20 protein-coding genes and 1 pseudogene are annotated in these 20,683 nt (G+C 59.1%); 10 read left to right on the forward strand and 11 right to left on the reverse strand.

Features of this window, described 5'->3' with window-relative positions; all coding sequences use genetic code 11:
* Positions 1-216, forward strand: a pseudogene (locus BN1127_RS07905) (IS1595 family transposase); the annotation flags it as partial.
* On the opposite strand, the gene BN1127_RS22065 reads toward BN1127_RS07905, so the two are convergent.
* The gene (locus tag BN1127_RS22065; protein WP_042649076.1) at positions 217-432 is read right to left on the reverse strand and encodes a hypothetical protein; all 216 of its coding nucleotides are present in this window, start codon (positions 430-432) and stop codon (positions 217-219) included.
* Positions 433-719: 287 nt separating this feature from the next.
* Between BN1127_RS22065 and BN1127_RS07915 the strand changes: the two genes are divergently transcribed.
* The 3 genes from BN1127_RS07915 to BN1127_RS07925 all read left to right on the forward strand — a co-directional run bounded on the left by BN1127_RS07915 (position 720) and on the right by BN1127_RS07925 (position 4,040).
* Complete coding sequence (locus tag BN1127_RS07915; RefSeq protein WP_042649077.1) at positions 720-2,051, forward strand: AAA family ATPase; 1,332 nt, start codon at positions 720-722, stop codon at positions 2,049-2,051.
* A complete protein-coding gene (locus BN1127_RS07920; protein WP_042649078.1) occupies positions 2,035-2,685 on the forward strand; it encodes an HNH endonuclease family protein in 651 nt (216 codons plus the stop codon). The genes BN1127_RS07915 and BN1127_RS07920 overlap by 17 nt, the downstream gene beginning before the upstream one ends.
* A 158-nt stretch (positions 2,686-2,843) precedes the next feature.
* Entirely contained in the window at positions 2,844-4,040 is a 1,197-nt protein-coding gene (locus BN1127_RS07925; protein ID WP_042649079.1) for a J domain-containing protein, read from the forward strand.
* 198 nt (positions 4,041-4,238) lie between these two features.
* Here the strand turns inward: BN1127_RS07925 and BN1127_RS07930 are convergent, their stop codons facing one another.
* The 3 genes from BN1127_RS07930 to dusB all read right to left on the reverse strand — a co-directional run bounded on the left by BN1127_RS07930 (position 4,239) and on the right by dusB (position 7,508).
* Positions 4,239-5,663 carry a hypothetical protein gene (locus tag BN1127_RS07930; protein WP_042649080.1) on the reverse strand — a complete coding sequence of 475 codons (1,425 nt, stop codon included), beginning with the start codon at positions 5,661-5,663 and terminating at the stop codon, positions 4,239-4,241.
* Between the two features lie 557 nt (positions 5,664-6,220).
* Positions 6,221-6,517 carry a DNA-binding transcriptional regulator Fis gene (gene fis, locus BN1127_RS07935; RefSeq protein ID WP_005309538.1) on the reverse strand — a complete coding sequence of 99 codons (297 nt, stop codon included), beginning with the start codon at positions 6,515-6,517 and terminating at the stop codon, positions 6,221-6,223.
* Positions 6,518-6,542: 25 nt separating this feature from the next.
* Positions 6,543-7,508, reverse strand: a complete 966-nt coding sequence (dusB, locus tag BN1127_RS07940; protein WP_042649081.1) for a tRNA dihydrouridine synthase DusB — start codon at positions 7,506-7,508, stop codon at positions 6,543-6,545.
* Positions 7,509-7,800: 292 nt separating this feature from the next.
* On the opposite strand from dusB, the gene BN1127_RS07945 reads away from it, so the two are divergent.
* The 4 genes from BN1127_RS07945 to BN1127_RS07960 all read left to right on the forward strand — a co-directional run bounded on the left by BN1127_RS07945 (position 7,801) and on the right by BN1127_RS07960 (position 12,623).
* Positions 7,801-9,207 carry a TolC family protein gene (locus BN1127_RS07945; RefSeq protein ID WP_041205074.1) on the forward strand — a complete coding sequence of 469 codons (1,407 nt, stop codon included), beginning with the start codon at positions 7,801-7,803 and terminating at the stop codon, positions 9,205-9,207.
* Between the two features lie 73 nt (positions 9,208-9,280).
* Positions 9,281-10,285: an HlyD family secretion protein gene (locus BN1127_RS07950; RefSeq protein ID WP_005327977.1), complete on the forward strand. Its 1,005-nt coding sequence runs from the start codon at positions 9,281-9,283 to the stop codon at positions 10,283-10,285.
* On the forward strand, positions 10,285-11,427 hold the full coding sequence (locus BN1127_RS07955) for an ABC transporter permease (RefSeq protein ID WP_042649082.1): 1,143 nt from the start codon (positions 10,285-10,287) through the stop codon (positions 11,425-11,427). Before BN1127_RS07950 ends, BN1127_RS07955 begins: the two co-directional genes overlap by 1 nt.
* Complete coding sequence (locus tag BN1127_RS07960; RefSeq protein WP_042649083.1) at positions 11,424-12,623, forward strand: ABC transporter permease; 1,200 nt, start codon at positions 11,424-11,426, stop codon at positions 12,621-12,623. The genes BN1127_RS07955 and BN1127_RS07960 overlap by 4 nt, the downstream gene beginning before the upstream one ends.
* Before the next feature lie 78 nt (positions 12,624-12,701).
* Here the strand turns inward: BN1127_RS07960 and BN1127_RS07965 are convergent, their stop codons facing one another.
* The 3 genes from BN1127_RS07965 to BN1127_RS07975 all read right to left on the reverse strand — a co-directional run bounded on the left by BN1127_RS07965 (position 12,702) and on the right by BN1127_RS07975 (position 15,060).
* The gene (locus BN1127_RS07965; RefSeq protein WP_042649084.1) at positions 12,702-13,337 is read right to left on the reverse strand and encodes an SDR family oxidoreductase; all 636 of its coding nucleotides are present in this window, start codon (positions 13,335-13,337) and stop codon (positions 12,702-12,704) included.
* A gap of 127 nt (positions 13,338-13,464) precedes the next feature.
* Positions 13,465-14,319: a DnaA ATPase domain-containing protein gene (locus tag BN1127_RS07970; protein ID WP_042649085.1), complete on the reverse strand. Its 855-nt coding sequence runs from the start codon at positions 14,317-14,319 to the stop codon at positions 13,465-13,467.
* 66 nt (positions 14,320-14,385) lie between these two features.
* Positions 14,386-15,060, reverse strand: a complete 675-nt coding sequence (locus tag BN1127_RS07975) for a DnaT-like ssDNA-binding domain-containing protein (RefSeq protein ID WP_042649095.1) — start codon at positions 15,058-15,060, stop codon at positions 14,386-14,388.
* A 312-nt stretch (positions 15,061-15,372) separates the two neighbouring features.
* Between BN1127_RS07975 and BN1127_RS07980 the strand changes: the two genes are divergently transcribed.
* Positions 15,373-16,344 (forward strand): response regulator, encoded by a 972-nt coding sequence (locus tag BN1127_RS07980; RefSeq protein WP_042649086.1) that lies wholly within the window; start codon positions 15,373-15,375, stop codon positions 16,342-16,344.
* A gap of 72 nt (positions 16,345-16,416) precedes the next feature.
* Here BN1127_RS07980 and BN1127_RS07985 read toward each other — a convergent pair whose 3' ends face one another.
* The 3 genes from BN1127_RS07985 to BN1127_RS07995 form a co-directional block, all read right to left on the reverse strand.
* Complete coding sequence (locus BN1127_RS07985) at positions 16,417-17,814, reverse strand: peptide MFS transporter (protein WP_042649087.1); 1,398 nt, start codon at positions 17,812-17,814, stop codon at positions 16,417-16,419.
* 213 nt (positions 17,815-18,027) lie between these two features.
* Complete coding sequence (galU, locus tag BN1127_RS07990; RefSeq protein WP_042649088.1) at positions 18,028-18,939, reverse strand: UTP--glucose-1-phosphate uridylyltransferase GalU; 912 nt, start codon at positions 18,937-18,939, stop codon at positions 18,028-18,030.
* A gap of 93 nt (positions 18,940-19,032) precedes the next feature.
* On the reverse strand, positions 19,033-19,353 hold the full coding sequence (locus BN1127_RS07995; protein WP_042649089.1) for a ComEA family DNA-binding protein: 321 nt from the start codon (positions 19,351-19,353) through the stop codon (positions 19,033-19,035).
* Positions 19,354-19,518: 165 nt separating this feature from the next.
* Here BN1127_RS07995 and cysQ point away from each other — a divergent pair, with 165 nt between their 5' ends.
* A complete protein-coding gene (cysQ, locus tag BN1127_RS08000; RefSeq protein ID WP_042649090.1) occupies positions 19,519-20,274 on the forward strand; it encodes a 3'(2'),5'-bisphosphate nucleotidase CysQ in 756 nt (251 codons plus the stop codon).
* Positions 20,275-20,363: 89 nt separating this feature from the next.
* Here cysQ and BN1127_RS08005 read toward each other — a convergent pair whose 3' ends face one another.
* On the reverse strand, positions 20,364-20,660 hold the full coding sequence (locus BN1127_RS08005; protein ID WP_025325883.1) for a YciI family protein: 297 nt from the start codon (positions 20,658-20,660) through the stop codon (positions 20,364-20,366).
* Positions 20,661-20,683 lie beyond the last annotated feature (23 nt).

Below are 20,683 nucleotides of genomic sequence, written 5' to 3' on the forward strand. Positions count from 1 at the left end.
CAACTTCGCCGGAATACGCAGAATGTGAAGAACTCGCTGCGGGGCAGTTGTCATAAGCTCGGAGCGAAGCATTTACCAAGGCATCTTGCGGAATACTGCTTCCGGTTTAATCATCGTTTTGACCTCAAGAGCATGTTGGTTGAATTGGGGCATGCAGTCGTGGCAAGCCCTCCGATGCCATATCGGCTCTTGAAGCTGGCTGAGGGTCATGGGTAATCAGGAACCGAAATTGTCCGTCGCGTAGAACAACTCTTTGCCTATGCCGATACCATCGAGCAGCAGGCCAAGACGGCCAAAGCGCGGGTCGATAACCTGACCCAGGCCATTCTGGCCAAGGCATTTCGTGGCGAGCTGACCGCCGACTGGCGCGCAGCCAACCCGGACCTGATCAGTGGCGACAATAGCGCCGCCGCCCTGTTGGCTCGCATTCAAGCCGAGCGGGCCACTGCCAAGCCGCGCAAACGGGCAACCAAAACATCCGCGACGTAGGTTCGATTAGCGAAGCGTAATCGGACGCACGAGAAACCGCCGCCCTGCTGGCCCGCATTCAGACCGAGCGGGCCACCGCCAGCGGCAAAAAAGGTAAGTGTGGGCCCCGCAAGCCTCGCGCAACGGCCTGACCCGCTCGTATGATGTGCAGTCAGCGGCAACATTCGACGGGTTGTAAGCCAAGTGCAGGCGAGATAAGGTCGTGTTGGCAGCAAAATTAGGAATAGAGCATGGAAATCAAACAACTCACCCTCGAAAATCTGGGGCGTTTTGAGCGTCTTGCCATCGAGTTTGCCCCCACGGAGCGGGTCAACTCGAATGTGACCGTGCTGATTGGCAACAATGGTGCAGGCAAAACCTCGGTACTCAAATCGTTGGCGACCTCACTCAGCTGGTTTGTTGCCCGTTTGCGCAGCGACAAAGGCAGCGGCAGCCCCATCCCGGAAGAGGTCATCCTCAATGGCGCCAATACCGCGGTGGTCTCTCTTCAACTACACGATCAGCTGAAGGAATACATCTGGTCTCTCACCAAAACTCGCGCCGGTCGCAAGAGCAACGAGCAATCCATATTGACCGACGCTAGCAAACTAGCCGATGAGTATCGAGCACGATTGACAGAGCAGGAAAATGTCAGCTTACCCCTGATCGCCTTCTACCCAGTCGAGCGGGTGGTGCTGGATATTCCGCTAAAGATCAAAGAGAAACATTCATTTCGCCAACTCGATGGTTATGACAATTCGCTGAGTCAAGGAGTCGATTTTCGTCGTTTCTTTGAGTGGTTTCGCGAGCGGGAAGATAGCGAAAACGAGTCGGTAATCCCTACTGAAGTTCTTAATGAACTTCAAGATTTACTCGGTCCTGATCTTTGGCAAAAGTTGCAACAGACACAGGCATCAGCCAGAGATCGTCAGTTGACGGCGGTGCGCACAGCTATTGCCAACTTTATGCCCGGATTTAAAAATCTGAAGGTCCGCCGTAAGCCGCGTCTGCATATGTCCATCGACAAGGAGGGTCAGACCCTCAATGTGTTGCAACTGTCGCAAGGGGAGAAATCCCTGATGGCACTGGTGGGCGATATTGCCCGCCGCCTCGCAATGATGAATCCGGAGCTGGAAAATCCGCTGCACGGCGATGGGGTGGTGCTGATCGACGAGGTGGACATGCACCTGCATCCCCAGTGGGCACGTACTATCATCCAGCGGCTCACTGATACCTTCCCCAACTGTCAGTTTGTGCTGACCACCCACTCCCCCCTGGTGATCAGCGATTGCAAGGATGTACTGGTCTATTCGCTCGATAATGGCGAGTTGACTGAAGTGCCATCCCAATATGGTCAGGATGCCAACTCGGTGCTGCTGGAGGTGATGGATACCGCTATTCGCAATGAGCGGGTGGCGAGCCGACTGAATGACTTACTCGATTTAATTCAAGATCGGCAATTTGATAAGGCCAATGCCCTGCTGGCCGCGCTAAGAGCCGAGCTGCCAGCCAACAACCTGGAGCTGACCAAGGCTAGCCTGCTGCTGCGCAAAGAGGAGCTGCGCCGTGCGCAAGATTTATAAGGGACAAGAACCTGCAAGTCTGGCGGCATTCAAACGTCAAAATCCTCATGCTCGATATCACGACCTACCCAACGATGAAGAGGGTCAGGCAATTCGCCAGCAGATCCGGGAGGCTTGCACTACTGAGCAATTCCATCTCTGCGCCTACTGTTGCCAAGCCATCAGCGGCACCAGTGAAGACACCATGAACGAGCATGTTGAGGCTAGGGATCTCGCCCCTAAGCGCACCATGGATTTCAGCAATCTGGTAGCCAGTTGCAAAACACCGAAACAGTGCGATGCCGCCCATGGCTCGCAGCCTCTGCCGTTGACCCCGCTGATGCCTGAGTGCGAAACCGAGTTGCGCTTTAAATGGAGTGGTCGGGTTGAGGGGTTGACGGAAAGAGCCAAAGAGGCGATCCGGGTACTCAATCTGGGTGATACGGAGCAAAGCAACAAGGTGCTGGTTGCCAAGCGCAAACAGCTGGTGGATAGCCTGATTTGGACCCACTATGGCGATGATCAGCAGGCACTGGCGCTGGAAGATGATGCACAATTGCTGACAATGCTGATCGAAGATCTGAGCCAGCCCAAACAAGGCAAGCTGGAGCCCTTCGCACCTGTACTGGTGAACATACTGCGCAGTCAGCTCTAGCGATTGCGTGCCTGCCCGGGTGACTCGGGAGCCACAACCTCGGTACACCTCGTGCGCTTTTCTCCGGCAGCAGACCGCGAGGATAGGCGCATCTCCTCCCCTCTGATAATCTGCCGTGGCCACGGTAGCCAACTATCCCGTTTTCATTTGGAGTCTTCATGTCACTGACCAAGAGTAAAACCTCGGCCAAGCGAAAAAAAGCCGAGCCGCGCCACGAGAGTCCGGCCCTTGCCTATTTTCATCGCCAGTGGCAGGCCATCGAAAAGCTGCAGGCCAAGCTGGCCAAACAGGAGCAAGAGGGGGCGGATATCTATCAGCGCTTTGTCAGCGACATTGAGCCTCTGGAGCGTGAGCAGTGTGGGCTGATTTTTCAGCTTTGCCAGCGGCTGGCCGGTTTCACCGCCCGCAAAAGTTTTACCCAGTGGCAGCGCGAGATGCTCCATGGCTGGATTGATGAATTGATGGGGTATCTTGAATCCAACCCGTTTCGGGGGGAGCTGGATCTGGAGTCACTCTATATGGCGGTGCAAGCGGGCAGCGTCAGCCAGCTCGATGATGATCAGCTCGAGGCGAGCTGCGATTTTATCACTGACATGCTGCAAGAGGCGTTTGGCGAGAGCCCCGATGATATCGAGCTGCTGCGCGAGATGGTCAGAAATCCCGAGAAGCTGCGCGACTATATGCAAGCCCAGGCCCAAAAACAGGGCGGTGATGAGCATGAGTGGGACGACGACGCGCCGGACTGTGGCGATGACCCCTTTGCCAATGACGAGGCTTTCGCACGTTGGCAGGATCATCATGACATGGCCGATCCGGATGAGGTTGCCAGGGTTGAGCAACTGCTCGATAACTCAAGCCTTAAGCAGCTCTATCGCAAGCTGGCTATGACGCTGCACCCGGATCGGGAGCAAGACCCGGTCAAGCGTGAAGAGAAGAGCCGCCTGATGGGCGAGCTCAGCCATGCGTGGGAAACGCGGGATATGTTTACTCTGTTGCACCTGGCTCACACCCATCTGCCCGAGGCAGACAAGCTGCTGAGTGAAGAGAATCTGGTGGCCATCAATCCGGCGCTCTGGCAGAAAAAACGTGAGCTCGAGATCTGCTTTTATAGTGGCCCGGAGGGAGTGCAAGGGGTTATCTTGCACAAGTTTAAACAGCGCTCGAAGAAGAAGACCGATCTCGCGTTCGAGGAGCATCAGCACTATCTACAGCGGGATATCAAGCAGTTGCATGGACAACTGGCGACCATCACCACCCTTGCAACCCTCAAACCCTATCTGGCCGAGCGCTGGGACGCACGTCAGCACGCCATCTGGGATGAAGAGCCGGACTTTGATGAGATCTTCTTTCGATAACACTTTTTTCGAAAACACATTTTTTGAAAACACCTATTTCGAAAACAAGAGAGAGCCAATGGCTCTCTCTTGTTTTGGGTAGCTTGAAGGATGTCGTGGCAATGAGACATCCAGATGAGTGCTATCGAGGCGCTGGACAGCCAAGGGCGCATGGAACACCAGCACAAGCTGACTGACCGAGTGAAAGGTGTTAGCGCCTTATTTATTCTCGGCCTGATACTGCACACCGCTCGCCGACATGGTAATGGCCGGTAGCTTTTGACGAACCGCCTCCCAAAAGCTGCTCTTGCGTTTGTGCTGCTGATAAAGCTGATTCAGATACTCCTGTGGCGAACAGAGAGGTCTCTCTCCATCCTCTTGTTCTACCTTTAAGGCCGCCTGATAATCCAGGCTCTTTTTCAGATCCGAGGCTGCCCCCGTGTAGTAGGTGCTCTTGCCCTGATTAACGACATTGGCCACCAATTGACGACGTAGCCGCACTGCCACCACGATAAATCCCTGCTGATAGAGGCGGCTCGACCAGGTTCGTACGGTTGAACCAGCAAGGAGTGAGAGATCCTCCTGCAAGTCTGCATCTGTACATTGCTCAAGCCGTTGTGCCAGTTGTGGCCATGCATCAACCTCCTCCAACAGCAACAAGACCTCGCGTAGCCCCCATGATTCGGCAATGGCAACAAACTGGCCTAATGCTACTTCTCTAGGCTCATCTCCACTTTGGCAATAACTCGCAAAAAACGAGTTTGCCCGTGTGCTAGCAAACGCGCGTAATGCCTGAGCATGAGCGTCAGCTCGGCGTCCCTCTTCCAGATAGGCCCGGATCAACACTTGATGCCACAGGTTCAATTGGCGGTGGCGCTGCAACAGAGCCGAGTCCATTGCCTCTAATACCGCGATGGCTTGATCGGCGCGTAATTCGTCGGTCAGCAGTCTGGCATAGTCAATCTGCTGACGGGGGTGGCTAAAGAGACCAGCCTGTTGCACCGAGTCAAAGAATGCAATATCACGCAACTCAAAGCTCAACCCCAACGCCTCTGGCAATAGACCTGCCGCCGCATAGTTATCGCGCAAGGCTCGCATCACTGGGGAGCCGAGCACATCACGGTAATCAAACAGGCAAGTAATGCTGATCGATGGATCAATGTCTGACAATCCGTCACGCAATCGACGAGCCAGCACCTCTGGGGGGACAGACTCTCGTTGAGCAGCGATCGCCATCAACCACTGTTCGACCAGCGCAAGATGGTAGTCCTCCCAGCTGCCACTGGATGTATCCATCTTTTCATACAAGGCTCTGGCATTCGCCAGCAACTCGAGGGCGAAGAGTTCTCCCTCCCTTGGAGAGGCGACGATCCCCTTGGCCAGCAACGGAATAAACTGATTTTGCAAGGTATCGAAGAAGGCATCCACCTCCTTATAATCCCAGGAAGGGGGGCGACGAGTGAGCTTGCTATACTCTTTTTTTGCCAATGCCAATAAGGCATCCTCAGCAGTAAGGTACTGGTTAATCAGGTGCTTTTTTGCGAGGGGAAGATGCGTTGCCAGGTCAAGCACGATAGCCAACAGCTCGGCTTGGCTTTTGCTTTCCAGTTTACTCAATTGCGCTTTGGTTAATATTCGTGCCATCAGCTGAACTACCCATTATCAGGTCTATCTAATCGAACATTGTGCCTGAGACCGATATAGATGCCTATCCATTGGAGCGACATCCCCCGGATGACAGAGACCATAAAGAACACATGGTTAAGAAACCATGTCTACGTCGCTGGAGGCGCTCAGCAATGAACACCTGCAAGAGCAAGCCACCAAGGCCCGATTTGCTGCTCGTATCCTTCATGCCCACTTTCTGGCACAACGTAGCGAACACCAGTGGTGGTACCCATCAAGATTGGCCGCAACGAGCCGTGTCCCTTTGGCTGCGGCTAGAAGTACAAGCAGTGCTGTTTGCACTGACCAACAACATAGATAGCAAGAGAGGGCCATTGGCCCTCTCTTGCATTAGGCAACATGGGGAGGATAGGTACAGTTATGTGGTCAACGCTGTTCATCAGGCTAGTCCGAGTTGAGTCGTCGACAATGATAACTAGTCTTGTAGGTGTGGGTTCAAATGTGGGTTCAAAACGAAAAAGGCACTATCAATAAAATGATGGTGCCTTTATTTTCAATAGCTTAGCTGTTATGGCTTAGTTCATGCCGTAGCGCTTGAGTTTCTTGCGCAGGGTGCCACGGTTGATGCCCATCATCACGGCGGCGCGAGTCTGGTTACCACGGGTGTACTGCATGATCACGTCCAGCATGGGGGCTTCGACTTCGGAGAGAACCATATCGTACAGATCAATCACTTCCTGACCGTTCAACTGGGCCAGGTAGTTACGCAGGGCCTGTTGCACAGAGTCACGCAGGGGGCGCTGGGTCGGCTCGGCAGCGTGATTGTGAGTAGTTGTTACCAATGCATCAGAAGTCAGGGTTTGTTCGAACATATTCGGTCGGCTCTTTAGTTATGCGTTAACCTAATCCATCGAAATACGCTTCGAGTGCCTCGAGTTGTGCGTCTGCACAATCCAGGGCATTGAAGTGCTTACGGAATTCTCGGCCCGTCTCTTCTTCATCCAGATACCAGCCCACGTGTTTACGGGCAATGCGCGCTCCCAGATATGCACCGTAAAACTGGTGCAGGTTGGTAACATGCTCGTTCATCAGGGTGCGAACCTCTTCCCTGTCGGGAGGCGGCAGCTTGGTGCCCGTCTCAAGAAAATGACGGATTTCCCGGAAAATCCAGGGTCGTCCTTGCGCAGCACGGCCGATCATCACGGCGTCGACGCCGGTATAGTCGAGGACATACCGGGCCTTCTCCGGGCTGTCTATGTCGCCATTGGCGACAACAGGAATCGATACGGCCTGCTTAATCGCCCTGATAGTGTCGTATTCCGCTTCGCCCTTGTAGAGGCAGGAGCGGGTACGACCATGCACGGCAAGGGCCGCGATACCGCAATCTTCGGCGATTCGGGCGATCTCCTCGCCATTGCGGTTATCCGGATCCCATCCTGTGCGGATCTTCAAGGTGACAGGTACCTCTACTGCATTCACCACGGCCTGGCAGATGGATCTGACCAGATCGGGTTGGCGCAGCAGGGCGGAGCCTGCCAACTTTTTATTCACTTTTTTTGCCGGACATCCCATGTTGATGTCGACGATCTGAGCGCCCTGCTCCACGTTGTAGCGGGCAGCAAACGCCATCATCTCGGGGTCGGCTCCGGCAATCTGGACCGATCGCAGTCCGGTTTCGGCAGAGTGGCCCATTCTCATCCTGGTTTTCTGGGTATCCCAGACATCCGGGTTGGCCAGCAGCATCTCTGAAACGGCCATGCCGGCTCCCAAACGTAAACAAAGTTCACGAAATGGTCGGTCTGTTACACCGGCCATGGGGGCCACGATCAAGGGAGTTTCAAGCGTGTGGGGACCTATCTGCATTCCACGGTTACCATCGGCTTAGGGCGGCGTATATTACGCATTTTTTAGTCAGGAGAAAAGGTTAGTATTTGAGCGTCAGCCATTTTTTTCTGAAAAAAACGTCGCGCCAAGGCTTGCAAATTCAGGAGTGCTTGAAAATCAGACATATTGTCTGGGACCATGGTCAGGGTCAAATGAGTGAGGGACTCGGTGATTTGACAGTCTCTTTCCGGCGCCTGTTTACGCTATGATAGCGAACCTGAATCGAGCAAAGGCTCCACACAATTTTATTACAAACATAAATTGGGGATGTATGACGTCAAGGTTCATCAAATTGCTCTGCCCGGGTCTGCTGGGAGCCATGCTGGCCTCGGCCCAGGCGCAAACCGTCAGCTTCACCGAGGCCTGGAGCCGGGTCATCCAGCAAGACGACGGGCTGGCGGCGGAGCAGGCCGGGGTGGAGAGGGCAGAGCAACTGCGCGAGGCAGCCAAGGCCATGTACCTGCCCAAGGTGGATGTGGGGGCCAGCTATACCCACCTTGATCAGCCGATGGAACTGGACATGCTGGATCTGAACCCCATCGCCAACCACCCGGAATTTGGCAAGGTACTGGGGCCCGTCATGCAGGCGCTCAACCTCAGCCCGAGCGACTTCGTCACCCCGCTGACCAAACAGAATGTGGTCACCAGTTCGGTCAAGATGCTGTGGCCGCTGTTTACCGGTGGGCGTATCGATGCTGCCCAGGACATTCGCCAGGCGCAGGTGAGCGAAGCGCAGCAACTACTGGTGCTCAAGCAGCAGTCTACCTTCGAGAGCCTCTCCCAGACTTACTTCGGCGTGGTGCTAGCGGCCCAGGTGGTGCAGACCAAGCAGGAGATCGAGCAGGGGCTGGCCCACCACCTGGATCACGCCAAAAAGCTCGAAGCCCAGGGCCAGATAGCCAAGGTCGAGCGACTCTCCGCCCAGTCGGCCTATGACAGGGCCCGCATCGATACCCAGAAGGCGCGGCGCAGCCTGGAGATAGCCCAGCTGGCCCTCGGTCACATGCTCAAGCTCAAACAGGCCGAGCCCAATACCAGCCTTTTCATCAACGAGGGGATGCCAGCATTGGCTCCCTTCGTGGAGGAAACCCTGTCGGTACACCCCGGTCTCAAGCTGCTGGCGGCCAAGAAGGAGCAGGCTCAGGGGATGATCAAGCTGGAGAAGGGCAAATATGCCCCGGAGTTGTTCCTGTTTGGCAACTACAACCTCTATGAAGATGACTCCATCGTCTCCAAGACCACCCCGGACTGGTTGGTTGGGGTCGGGGTCAGCATGCCGCTGGTGAGCCGCGACGGCCGCTCCGAGACGGTGCAGGCGGCCAAGAGTGCCGAGCTGCAGGTCAATCTGCTGCAGGCCAAGACCCGCCAGGATCTGGAGTTGCTGGTCGAGAAGACCTGGCGTGAGGCGGCCCAGGGACTGGAGGAGTATCAATCCCTCTCCTCGACCCAGGCGCTGGCGGAAGAGAACGTGCGGCTGCGGGACAAGGCATTCGGTCAGGGGCTCTCCACCTCGCTGGATGTGGTTGATGCCCAGAGCCAGCTGGCCGGGGTCAAGACCCAGCGCGCCGCGGCAGCCTACCAATACGTGGTCTCCCTGGCCCGCCTGCTGGCGCTCTCGGGGCAGATGAACAGTTTCAATCAATATCAGCATGGTCAGGCGATAGAGGTGAATTCATGACTTCGACCCAGCAGGCCCATCTATCCATCACTGTTTCGACCGCCAGGGGTCGCCCTTTTGTCGAGGTGAATTCATGAGTCATCCCCCCATCAAGAAGAAGATGAGTCAGGGCAAGCCTTGGTTGCTGCCACTTGCCCTGGTGCTGCTGGTCATTTGGCTGGGCTGGCGCTTCTGGCTGGCCTATCAGCCTGAGCCGGTGCGCCTGCAGGGCCAGATTGAGGCGCAGCAGTATTCGGTCTCCTCCAAGGTGGCGGGGCGTATCGACGAGGTGCTGGTGAAGAAGGGAGATCAACTGGCCAAGGGTCAGCTGGCGTTCACCCTGGCGAGCCCCGAAATCGAGGCCAAGCTGAGCCAGGCCAAGGCGGGTCAGGCGGCCGCGGGTGCCATGGCGCAGGAGGCCGAGAAGGGGGCGCGGGCCCAGCAAATAGCTGCGGCCAAGGATCAGTGGCAGCAAGCCAAGGCGGCCGCCCTGCTTCGTGGCAAGACCTATGAACGTATCGCCAGCCTGCATCGGGACGGCGTCATATCGCTGCAAAAGCGTGACGAGGCCTGGACGGCCTGGCAGGCGGCCAAATACAGCGAAGGCATGGCCTGGCAGCAATATCAGATGACCCTGGAAGGGGCGCGGGAGGAGACCAAGGTCGCGGCGCGGGAGCAGGCCAAGATGGCGGCTGGCGGGGTGGCCGAGGTCGAGGCCTATCTGGCCGACACTCGCATCGCCAGCCCACACGAGGGGGAAGTCGCCCAGGTACTGCTGCGCAGCGGCGAGCTGGCGCCCCAGGGCTTCCCTGTGGTGACCCTGCTCGACATGAAGGATGCCTGGGCCCAGTTCCATGTGCGCGAGGATCTGCTGCCCCGCTTCCCGGTCGGCACCGAGTTTGATGCCCGCATCCCGGGCCTTGGCGATCAGACGGTGCGTTTCAAGGTGTCCCATGTGGCCGCGATGGGGGATTTCGCCACCTGGCGAGCCACAGACACCCGTCAGGGGTTCGACATGAAGAGCTTCCAGGTGGAGGCGCGCCCCTTGCAACCGGTTGAAGGGTTGCGGGTTGGCATGAGCGTGCTGGTCGAACTCTGATGGGGCGCGAATGGCGTCTGCTGTGGCAAGACCCCTTCAGCCGGGCCCTGACCAGCTGGATCCCGCTGCTGCTGATCGGGCTCTTGTGCTGGATCTTCTCGGCGGGGTTGGCGCGCGACCTCAAGGTGGGTCTGGTGGACCTGGATCGCAGCACCCTCTCCCGCCAGCTCGCATTTTCACTGGATGGTTCGGCCGGGCTCAAGATAGCGCAGCAGTTTGACGCCATCGACGAGGGCACCAAGGCACTGCGTGGAGGCGACATCTATGCCCTGGTGGTGATCCCCAATCACCTGGAGCGGGATGCCCGGGAGGGCACCCAGCCCAGGGTGACCGTGTTCAACAACGGCCAGTTCATCCTGATCGCCAAGCTGGTCAACGCGGCCCTGGCCCAGGTGGTGGGCACCCTCAACGGCCAGGTGGGCGTGCTGGCGGCCATGGCCGACGGCAAGGCGCTGCCTGGGGCGCTGGGGCAATCTGTGCCCATAGCGAGCCAGGTGACTGCGCTCTACAACATCAACTCCAGCTACGCCCAGTTTTTGCTGAGCGCCCTGCTGCCTGCGGTGTGGCAGATCCTGGTGGTGCTCTATGGCCTCAACGCCCTGGCCCGCACCGATCGACTCGGTCTGGACTGGACCACCAGAGGGGTCTGGTTCGGCCTCTGGCGTACCTTGCTGCCCCATGTACTCATCGGGTGGGGGTGGGGGCTTGCGTGGAGCCTGCTGCTGTTCAAGGGGCTGGGTTATCCCATGCAGGGGAGCTGGCTGGTGTTGACGCTGGGGTTGGGGCTGGCCTCGGCCGCCTGCGTCAGCATGGGGGCCTTCTTCTACGGCGTCATCCGGGATCCGGCCCGTGCGCTCTCCCTGGCGGGGGCCTACACGGCGCCTGGGTTCGCCTTCATGGGGGTGACCTTCCCGGTCAGCGCCATGGGGGATGTGGCCCAGTTCTGGCGCAGCCTCTTGCCCATCTCCCACTATGTCGAGCTGCAGATAGGCCAGACCAACTACGGTCAGCCGCTGACGGCGGCCCTGCCCCAGTTCGGAGCCCTGCTGCTGTTCCTGCTGCCGTTGCTGCTGGTTGTGCGGCGCTATCAACCCCAGGCCCATGCGGCCCGCCAACTGGCCACCAAGGAGCCTGAATCATGATGGGATTCTGGGATCTGGTGCGTCTCGAGTTGCGCACCCTGCTGGCGGACAGGGCCATCATGCTGACTCTGTTTGGTGGTGTCTTCTTCTACTCCTTCCTCTATCCGCAACCCTATCTGCATCAGCTGCCTCGCGAGGAGGCTGTGGTGGTGGTCAACGATGATGGCAGCCAGCTCTCCCGTCAGCTGGAGTTCATGGCCGACGCGACGCCCCAGGTAAAACTGGTAGCTCGGGTCGACAGCCTGACACAGGCCCGTCAGTGGCTGCTGACCGGCAAGGCGAGCGGCATACTGCACATTCCCCGTCACTTCTACCGGGATCTGATGCTGGGCAAGAGCGTCACGCTGAGTTACGCCGGGGACGCCTCTTACTTCCTGGTCTACGGCACCATAGCCGAGGGGCTGGCCCAGGCCGGAGGCACCCTGGCTGCTCAGGTCAAGGTGGCCAGGCTGCTGAGCCAGGGCGAGGCGCTGCCCCAGGCCGCCATGGGCTGGAATGCGGTCGGGCTCAACGTGGTGCCTGTGTTCAACCCCACCATGGGTTATGTGAACTACGTGGTGCCGGCTGTCTTCGTGCTGATCCTGCACCAGGTGCTGCTGATGGGCACCGGCATTCTGGGAGCGACCCAGAACCAGCGAAGCGGGCGAGGGGAGCAGGGCTATTGGCAGCAGGTGCCCGTGCTGGCGTTGCTGCTGGCCCGTACCCTGGTGGTGGGGGGGCTGTTTGTGCTGCCGGTGACCTACTTCTTCGGCTTCTGCTTCGACTACTACGGCATAGCCCGCACCGCCGAGCCGGCCGCCTTGTGGCTGTTCACCCTGCCTTTCCTGCTAGCCACCACCTGGCTTGGGGTAGTGCTGGGGGCCTTGTTTACCCGTCGCGATCTGCCGACCCAGGTGGTGCTCATCTCCTCGTTGCCGCTGGTCTTCCTCGCGGGCTTCATCTGGCCGCTGGAGCTGATCCCGACGCCCCTCAACTGGCTGGCCCAGTGGGTGCCGAGCACGCCGGCCATAGAGGGGTTCCTGCGCCTCAACCAGATGGGGGCCGAGTTCAGTCAGGTGTCGCGCTACTGGTGGCAACTCTGGGGGCTGGCACTGCTTCATGGCGGCCTCGCCTGCCTGCTGCTGCGTTGGCGTCAACAGTCGCTGCCGGCTGCCAGCCAGGTGGCCAGTGACACGGCCGCCAGCCAGGCGAGATAACGCGGCGGCGACAGAGTGTGAAACGGTCAGCCCAAGGGCTGACCGTTTTTTTATGCGGTGGATTGGGTCTTGGATGAGTCAGGCGCGATGGAGCTCGGGATCGCCGATGGCGTAGATCTGCCCCAGCGTAGCCTCATCGGCCAGCAGGCGCAGGCCATGGGCGGCCACGTCGGCGCGGCGCACCAGTCCATGCACCTCCTTGCCCTGGCTCAGCACGGCACGCCCGGTTGCCTCCCCATCCTGCAAGCCGGCCGGCCTAAGGATGGTCCAGCCGAGCGTGCTGGTCTGCAGCCAGCTCTCCGCCAGGCTCTTCAAGCGCACCTCATGACCAAACGCCGCCCTGGCCCGCTCGGGCAGGTATTGCCAGCTGTCGCCGCAGCCGAGGGACGTCACCAGCAGCAGGCGTATGAGCCCGGTTTGCTCCATGGCGTCGATGACGTTGCGGTTGCCTTGATAATCCACGGGTTGTGGCTGACGGAAGCTGCCGAGGGTGGAGATGACCCGGGCCCCTGGGCCCGCTTGCGCGCAAGCCTGCTGCACGGCGGCCGGGTCCAGCGCATCTCCTTCGATGACCTCGACCCCCAGGGTGCGCAGCTCGACGGCCATCTCAGGTTGGCGAACCAGGGCCAGGACCCTGTGACCCTGGCGCAGGGCCTGATCGGTGAAGGCGCGGCCCAGCCCGCGGCTGGCTCCGAAGACAAGTGTGGTTGGCATGTGCTGCTCCCTGTGGCGAAAGGGTTAGCCTAAAGGGTTGGCACTGTGCTGTAAATGAGAGTTGTTTTTATTTGAAAGAGGGGGGAAATGCGGCGAGCCCGGGCAACTGGCCCGGGCTCGCACAGGGTCAACCGTTGTAGTGGCCTATGCTGGGGCGACGACTGGGGCCGCTCAGGTGGATATCCACAGGGTTGAACGCCTTGATCGCCTCGAAGCTGAAGTCACCTATGGCCTGATGCAGACTCTGAGGACTGTGGTTGGTGATGATGATGACGCTCTTCGAGAGGTTGCGACGGCGGCGCAACAGGTGGCCGAGGAAGCTGGACTGGCTCTCCGCCATCTTGGCGCGGTTGGCCGCGACCTCGTCGATGATCAGCAGATCCACCTCTTCCAGGGCGCGGCGGTACTGATTGCGCTCCTCCTGATCCTGGATGACGTTGAAGAAGAGCCTGTCCACTATGGATGCCCACTGCTGGAAGATCACCGATTTCTGGTGGCGCTCGATCAGCTCATGGGCCACGGCACCCGCCAGGGTGGACTTGCCGGTGCCGTAGTCGCCGTAGATGAGCATGCAGCCGCCGCCGCTCTTCTCCCAATGCTCGAAGCCGCTGATGAAGTAGCGGGCCGTCTCCATGGGGTATTGCAGCGCGGGGTCGCCGGCATCCATCTTCTCGAAGATCCAGTCCGGGTTGAGGTCGGCCTGGGCGATCAGCTTCTGGATCCGCTCCTGGCGCGCCGCCTTCTGCAGTTCACGCACCTCGGCATTGGCCTTGGCGTCGTACTCCTTGCGCAGGGTCTCGTAGTCGTACTGGCCGCCGCCGGTTTGGGCCTGCAGGCGACGAATGCGCTCGAGCAGGCCGCCCACGTGCTGGCTCAGCTCGGGGTCGTGCACGCGATGGTCCTGTTTGGCCTTGGCGATCCTCCGGCGCTTGGCCTCGATCTCCTCCAGCTCCTGGCGCAGCGGGTCGTGCGGATCTGTCATGGGATACTCCTTCTGCTGGGGCTGGGGTGACAAGGGGTTAATAGTGCCTGCTGCGGGCATCCGGGATCAATCATTGTCCGGCTCCTGGGTCTGGGCCAGCCGCTTGGCGGCCTCGATCATCTCCTGTGCCCGCTTGCTCGGCCCCGAATCGACGGGGGCTGGGGTGATCTGCTGGTAACCGGCCACCTCGGTCGGTTGGCGCCTTGTGTATCGCCGGCTCTTGAGGGTCCGGATAAATTTGAGCATCCATTGATGCTGGGAGTCGAATACCTCGGGGCGGCCAAGCCAGTAGGCGATGAACTCCCCCAGATCCTCTTCGCTGTAGCTGGCATCGATCACCCCGCACAGGCGGGCGAGGGCGGGCAGCTCTTCATCCGGCCGCCACCGCAGATGCATCTGGAAGGGGCGCTCCGGTAGCGGGCTGCGCACCCGCTGGCTCAGCAGGGGCAGCTGGAAGGGGCACTGATGGTAGTGCTCACTGTCCGCCTGTGCCTCGACCTGCAACAATTCGGCTTCCATCAGCTCATCGAGCAACTCGGTGAGCTGGCGGGCATTGACCTGATAGCAGAACCCGCTGGGATTGCCCGGATCGACCACCGCCAGGGCGCGCCCGAGTTCGGGATAGTTGAGCCTGGGCAGCCGATTTTCCAGCACCAGCCGGCGCAGCTGCAGGGTATAGAGGCTGCGCGCCGGATGGGAGAGTCTGGGATGGGCGAGGGCGCTGTATTCGGCTGGCGTCATGGTCTGCTTCACGATCTGGAGTGGGGGGCATTATCCCTCATGGCGGGGTTGCATACAATTCACGGTGCCCATGGATGACAGCCTGATGATGCCGGGGCGTCCCTTTATCCAGTGTTGAATGGGGGCGCTGACCCTCCCGATCGGCAAGGAAGAGGCATTGATTGCTGACAAAATAATCAGCCCATTTCAAATGCTTGGGTGGCTGACTGACCATTTGAAGGGATGCCCGGCAATATTGGGTGGCGAGATGGCGCTCCCATGATCTAGGCTTAGTACTCAAATAACCGTTTGACTAATAAGAGCTTTGTCAAGATGTCAAAAGCCGGACTACGGATCTTGGTGGTGGAAGATGAAGCGGTTTTTCGCCACTCGCTGGTCACTTATCTCGAGCATGATGGGGCCTGTGTCTTTCAGGCCGAAGATGGAATCGAAGGGCTCTCTGCAGCCGCACTCTATCACCCCGATATCGTGTTATGCGACCTGAACATGCCCAACATGGATGGGCATGAGGTGATCGCCTGCCTCGCTGCCCGCTACCCCGAGGTTCCTGTCATCGTCATCTCGGGCCAGGATCAGATGGCCGCCATCGAGCGGGCGTTGCGGGCGGGGGCGAGCGACTTCTTCATCAAGCCGGTGGATGACTATGGCCAGATCCGGCGCAGCATAGATCAGTGCCTGACGAGCAACGCCCACCAAAGCCAGCAACTGGAGCTGATGGAGCACATCGACTTCTTCCGGGCCCACGATCTGGCATCCAGCCGCCTGCTGGCCTGGCTGGCACCACCGGGCATGCAGGAGTGGGGGCCCTGGCAGGTGACGTTCGCCGGCATGGGCAATCTGTTCATTCCCGATACCTTCAAGCTGGGCGACAAGCTGCTGGTGCTGGTGATGGAGCTGCCCATCCTGGGGGTGGATGCCGCCTTCTGCGGTGCTCTGGTGCGATCCCTGATGAATGGCCCCTATCGCCAGTTTCAGCAGCAGGAGAGCCAGTTGCTGACCCAGCCCCACAGGTTGCTCGACTACCTCAATCTGCAACTGCTGGAGTCGGGCCTGCGCCACTCCTTTGCCATGGCGGCGCTGCTGTTCGATCAGGAAGACGGGCTGGTATTTGCCAATGCAGGCCTCACCTCACCCCACTGGCTGATGCGCTCTGGGGGGTTGCCGCTCGGGTTGATGCGCAGCAGCCGCTATGGGTTGCACAAGCGCAGCTGGCACGAGCCTTTCGAGTTGCAGTTTCGCAGCGACAGCGGCAGCGCCCTGAAGATGCAGGTTCGTCATCATTGAGGTAGTGGCTTAACGCTAAGACAAACAGGGCGCCCATTGGGCGCCCTGTTTGTCTGGTACAGTCCGGACCGGTTAGACGGTGGCGGATTGCAGCTTCTTGTCGTGCTCGTCAGCCTCTTTGGCGGGGCCTTCGGCACCGTGCATCCAGTAGACCAGGCGGTTCGCCATGGTCAGCAGGATCAGGGCGCTGATCACGGCGGCCAGGGCGATGCCACCGAAGATGGCGATCGGACCCGCTTCACCAACGAAGGAACCGATGAAACCGGCCGCATAGTTGGCCAGGGCGACGAAGCCGAACCAGGCACCCATCATCAGGGACGCCAGGCGCAGCGGGGCCAGCTTGGTGACCATGGAGAGGCCGATCGGGGAGAGACAGAGCTCGCCCAGGGTGTGGAACAGGTAGGCACCGACCAGCCAGAACATGGAGGTCTTGACGGCCTGATCGCCGCCTTGTTCCAGCACGGCACCGATCATGAAGAGGAAGCCGACGGCCAGGAACAGCAGACCCATGGCGAATTTCACCGGGGAGTTTGGTTCCTTGCTGCCGAGCTTGATCCAGATGGCCGCTACGATCGGAGCGAGTGTGATGATGAAGAAGGGGTTCAGGGACTGGAACCAGGCGGTCGGTACTTCGAAGCTGCCGATCATACGATCGGTATATTCCTGTGCATACAGGTTCATCAGACCACCGGCCTGCTCGAAACCTGCCCAGAAGATGATGGTGAACAGACCCAGCACCAGGATGACCTTGATGCGATCCACTTCCTGCTTGGTCAGCGGGGCCTTCTGCTCCTTGGAGCGTTGCAAGGCGGCGCGCTGGGCTGCCGGCATGCGGCCGATGTCACCGAGGAAACGCTGGGCCATGGTGGCTTGCACCACCAGGGAGAGCAGCATGCCGATACCGGCGCTGACGAAGGCGGCTTGCCAGCCGTAGGCGGTGGCGGCGGCACCACAGATCACGCCCGCCAGCAGGGAGCCCAGGTTGATGCCCATGTAGAAGATGGTGAAGGCACCGTCACGACGATGGTCACCTTCCTGATACAGGTCGCCCACCATGGTGGAGATGTTCGGTTTGAACAGACCGTTACCCAGGATCAGCAAGCCAAGGCCCGTGTAGAAGACGGTGTTGACCATGTCCGGGAACATGGCGTGGGGCAGGGCCAGGGTAAATTGACCCGCCGCCATGAAGATGGCACCGATCAGAATGGCGCGGCGTTGACCGAGGAAGGTGTCGGCCAGCCAGCCCCCGATGATCGGGGTGATGTAGACCAGACCGGTATAGATGCCGTACAGCTTGAGGGCGTCGGCCTGGGTCCAGCCCATGCCGCCGTTGGCGGTCATGTCAGTCAGATAGAGGACGAGCACGGCACGCATGCCGTAGTAGGAGAATCTCTCCCAGAGTTCGGTACTAAAGAGCAAAAAAAGCCCTTTAGGGTGACCTAAAAAGGTCCCTTTGGACGGGTTATTCATTGGAACTTCCACCTGTGTCTTATATTTTTTTAGAAATTTTATGCAAGGGCTAGGAACAAGCCATATTCCTTATAAAACAAGCAGGATTGAATTACAACGAGAGCTTTTGACGATATTTTATCTATCGATGGTTGAATTTTTGTTTATAAAATGAAAATGGGCATCGAATGATGCCCAGTCTTTTATTCTGTGTGTTGTGTTAATTTTCAGCAATTACAACTGTTTGACAAACTGCTTGAGCCAGGCGGTAAATTCACCGTCCAGTTCGCGGTGGCGTACCGCATATTCCACGTTGGCCTTCATGTAACCCAGCTTGCTGCCGCAATCGTGACTGCGACCCTTCATGAAGTAGGCATTGACCTGCTCCTTCTCCATCAGCATGGCGATGGCATCGGTCAGCTGGATCTCGTCGCCCGCCCCGGCCGGGGTCTTCTCCAGCAAGGGCCAGATGTTGGCGGAGAGCACATAGCGGCCGACCACGGCGAGGTTGGAAGGGGCCTCGTCGCGCGGCGGCTTCTCGACGATGGCCTGCATCGGCAGTGACATGCCGGCGCTCAGGGCCTCGCCCTTGATGTCGGCGATACCATACTTGTCCACTTCGCTCTCGGGGACGGCTTCCACCATGATCTGGCTGATCTGGTCCGCCTCGAACATATGCACCATCTCGGCCAGGTTGTCCTGCTTGAGATCGCTGGCCACCTCGTCGATCAGCACGTCAGGCAGCAGCACGGCGAAGGGGTTATCCCCGATCAGCGGGCGGGCGCACAGCACCGCATGGCCCAGGCCCTTGGCCTCGGCCTGGCGCACGTGCATTATGGTGACGTCTTTCGGGCAGATGTGCTGTACCTCTTCCAGCAACTGGCGCTTGACCCGCTTCTCCAGGGTCGCCTCCAGCTCGAAGCTCTTGTCGAAATGGTTCTCGATGGAGTTCTTGCTGGAGTGGGTCACCAGGATGATCTCCTTGATGCCGGCGGCGATGGCCTCGCGCACCACATACTGGATCAGCGGCTTGTCGACCACCGGTAGCATCTCTTTGGGGATGGCCTTGGTGGCAGGTAGCATGCGGGTACCCAGACCGGCAACGGGGAGGACGGCCTTGCGAACAACGAGGGGTGTCTTTTTCATGAAATGAGTCCGAAGATACGAAGTGCGCCCATGATACCCCAAGACAAATAGGGCAGCCACAGGCTGCCCTCGGATGACAGGGATTCAAACCGGTTACTTGACGATAATCATGTCCCGGTTCGCATCCAGGGTGGCGGGCCCTATGCCGCTCACCTCTTCCAGCTGATCCACCGAGGTGAACTTGCCCTGTTTCTCGCGGTAATCGACGATGGCTTGCGCCTTCTTCTCGCCAATGCCTTTCAGCGCCGCGAGTTCATCGGCACTGGCGGTATTAAGATTGATCTTGCCGGCCTCCTTGGCGCTGGTGACGGTCGTAGCGGGCTTGGCAACCGGCTTGTCGGCGGCGAGCAGAGGCTGGCTCAGCAGGGGCAGGGAACCCAGCAGCAGGGCGGCGATCAGAGTCTTTCGGTTCATGGCTTCATGTCCTTATGTAGCGTCAAATGACTATTGATAATTAGTCGAGCTGCGCCATTTTTTGTCTGTCATTTTTGACACTTTATAAGTCAGTGCAAACGGCTATAAGCCAGACAGGTCCGAAATAGGTACACTGGCTAACCATTTGAGCGAGATGTCTTTTCTATGTTCTTACCCGCCATTTCCGAGCTGGAACCCATAGCCCGCGCCGCCGGTGATGCCATCCTGACCATCTACCGTCAACCCTTTGCGGTGGAGTACAAGCAGGACGAGAGTCCGCTCACCGCCGCCGATCAGGGGGCTCACGAGGTGATAGTGCAGGCGCTGGCCCGCTTGACACCGGATATCCCTGTGCTGTCGGAAGAGTCGGACGCCGAGACGATGCAGGCACGGCTCGGCTGGTCCCGCTACTGGCTGGTGGATCCGCTGGATGGCACCAAGGAGTTCGTCTCCCGCAACGGCGAGTTCACCGTGAACATTGCACTGATCGACCACGGCAGACCGGTCTGGGGACTGGTTTATGCCCCTGTGCTGGACAAGCTCTGGTATGGCGGCAAGGAGGTCGGGGCCTGGCGTGTTGCCGATGGCACGCATAAAGCCATTCAGACCCGCCCCCATGAAGCAGGGCAAGCGTGGCGGGTGGTGGGCAGCCGCAACCATCTCTCCCAAGCAACCTTGGATTACCTGGCGCCGCTCGGTGAAGTAGAACTGGTCTCCATGGGCAGTTCCCTTAAGTTCTGCATCATCGCCGAAGGGGGCGCCGAGCTCTATCCGCGCCTCGCCCCCACCTGCGAGTGGGACACGGCGGCGGCGCAGGCTGTGCTGGAAGGGGCGGGCGGGTCAGTGACCCAGCTCGATGGCTCAGCGCTTGCCTACAACAAGCCGGATATCCTTAACCCCTGGTTTGTGGCGCGGGCCTGATTGTCGCCGCCAGGGCGTGCAGATGTGAAAAGGCCGGACTGTGTCCGGCCTTTTGCATTTTTGCGTTTAAAGATGCCAATCGGCCCAGTTCAGAACACCTTCTTGAACGGCTTGATGGTCACCTTGGCATAGACGCCTGCCGCCACATAAGGGTCGGCATCGGCCCAGGCCTTGGCGTCGGCCTGGCTGGGGAATTCGGCGATGACTGTGCTGCCGGTGAAACCCGCATCGGCCGGATCCTCGGCATCTATGGCCGGATTGGGGCCGGCCGTCAGCAGGCGCCCCTCATCCTGCAGCGCCTGCAAACGGGCGAGGTGGGCAGGGCGAGCCAGCTTGCGCTGGGGCAGGCTGCCGGCGACATCTTCGGAATAGATGAGATACCACATGAGAGGATCCTTTTCTGATTGCG

This window comes from Aeromonas media (assembly GCF_000819985.1).
GTDB classification, from domain to species: Bacteria; Pseudomonadota; Gammaproteobacteria; order Enterobacterales; family Aeromonadaceae; genus Aeromonas; species Aeromonas media.

Coding starts and splice junctions, on each gene's coding strand:
- BN1127_RS07915 (WP_042649077.1), top strand. CDS start 720: ATGGAAATCAAACAACTCACCCTCGAAAATCTGGGGCGTTTTGAGCGT.
- BN1127_RS07925 (WP_042649079.1), top strand. CDS start 2,844: ATGTCACTGACCAAGAGTAAAACCTCGGCCAAGCGAAAAAAAGCCGAG.
- BN1127_RS07930 (WP_042649080.1), bottom strand. CDS start 5,663: ATGGCACGAATATTAACCAAAGCGCAATTGAGTAAACTGGAAAGCAAA.
- fis (WP_005309538.1), bottom strand. CDS start 6,517: ATGTTCGAACAAACCCTGACTTCTGATGCATTGGTAACAACTACTCAC.
- dusB (WP_042649081.1), bottom strand. CDS start 7,508: ATGCAGATAGGTCCCCACACGCTTGAAACTCCCTTGATCGTGGCCCCC.
- BN1127_RS07945 (WP_041205074.1), top strand. CDS start 7,801: ATGACGTCAAGGTTCATCAAATTGCTCTGCCCGGGTCTGCTGGGAGCC.
- BN1127_RS07950 (WP_005327977.1), top strand. CDS start 9,281: ATGAGTCATCCCCCCATCAAGAAGAAGATGAGTCAGGGCAAGCCTTGG.
- BN1127_RS07955 (WP_042649082.1), top strand. CDS start 10,285: ATGGGGCGCGAATGGCGTCTGCTGTGGCAAGACCCCTTCAGCCGGGCC.
- BN1127_RS07960 (WP_042649083.1), top strand. CDS start 11,424: ATGATGGGATTCTGGGATCTGGTGCGTCTCGAGTTGCGCACCCTGCTG.
- BN1127_RS07965 (WP_042649084.1), bottom strand. CDS start 13,337: ATGCCAACCACACTTGTCTTCGGAGCCAGCCGCGGGCTGGGCCGCGCC.
- BN1127_RS07970 (WP_042649085.1), bottom strand. CDS start 14,319: ATGACAGATCCGCACGACCCGCTGCGCCAGGAGCTGGAGGAGATCGAG.
- BN1127_RS07975 (WP_042649095.1), bottom strand. CDS start 15,060: ATGACGCCAGCCGAATACAGCGCCCTCGCCCATCCCAGACTCTCCCAT.
- BN1127_RS07980 (WP_042649086.1), top strand. CDS start 15,373: ATGTCAAAAGCCGGACTACGGATCTTGGTGGTGGAAGATGAAGCGGTT.
- BN1127_RS07985 (WP_042649087.1), bottom strand. CDS start 17,814: ATGAATAACCCGTCCAAAGGGACCTTTTTAGGTCACCCTAAAGGGCTT.
- galU (WP_042649088.1), bottom strand. CDS start 18,939: ATGAAAAAGACACCCCTCGTTGTTCGCAAGGCCGTCCTCCCCGTTGCC.
- BN1127_RS07995 (WP_042649089.1), bottom strand. CDS start 19,353: ATGAACCGAAAGACTCTGATCGCCGCCCTGCTGCTGGGTTCCCTGCCC.
- cysQ (WP_042649090.1), top strand. CDS start 19,519: ATGTTCTTACCCGCCATTTCCGAGCTGGAACCCATAGCCCGCGCCGCC.
- BN1127_RS08005 (WP_025325883.1), bottom strand. CDS start 20,660: ATGTGGTATCTCATCTATTCCGAAGATGTCGCCGGCAGCCTGCCCCAG.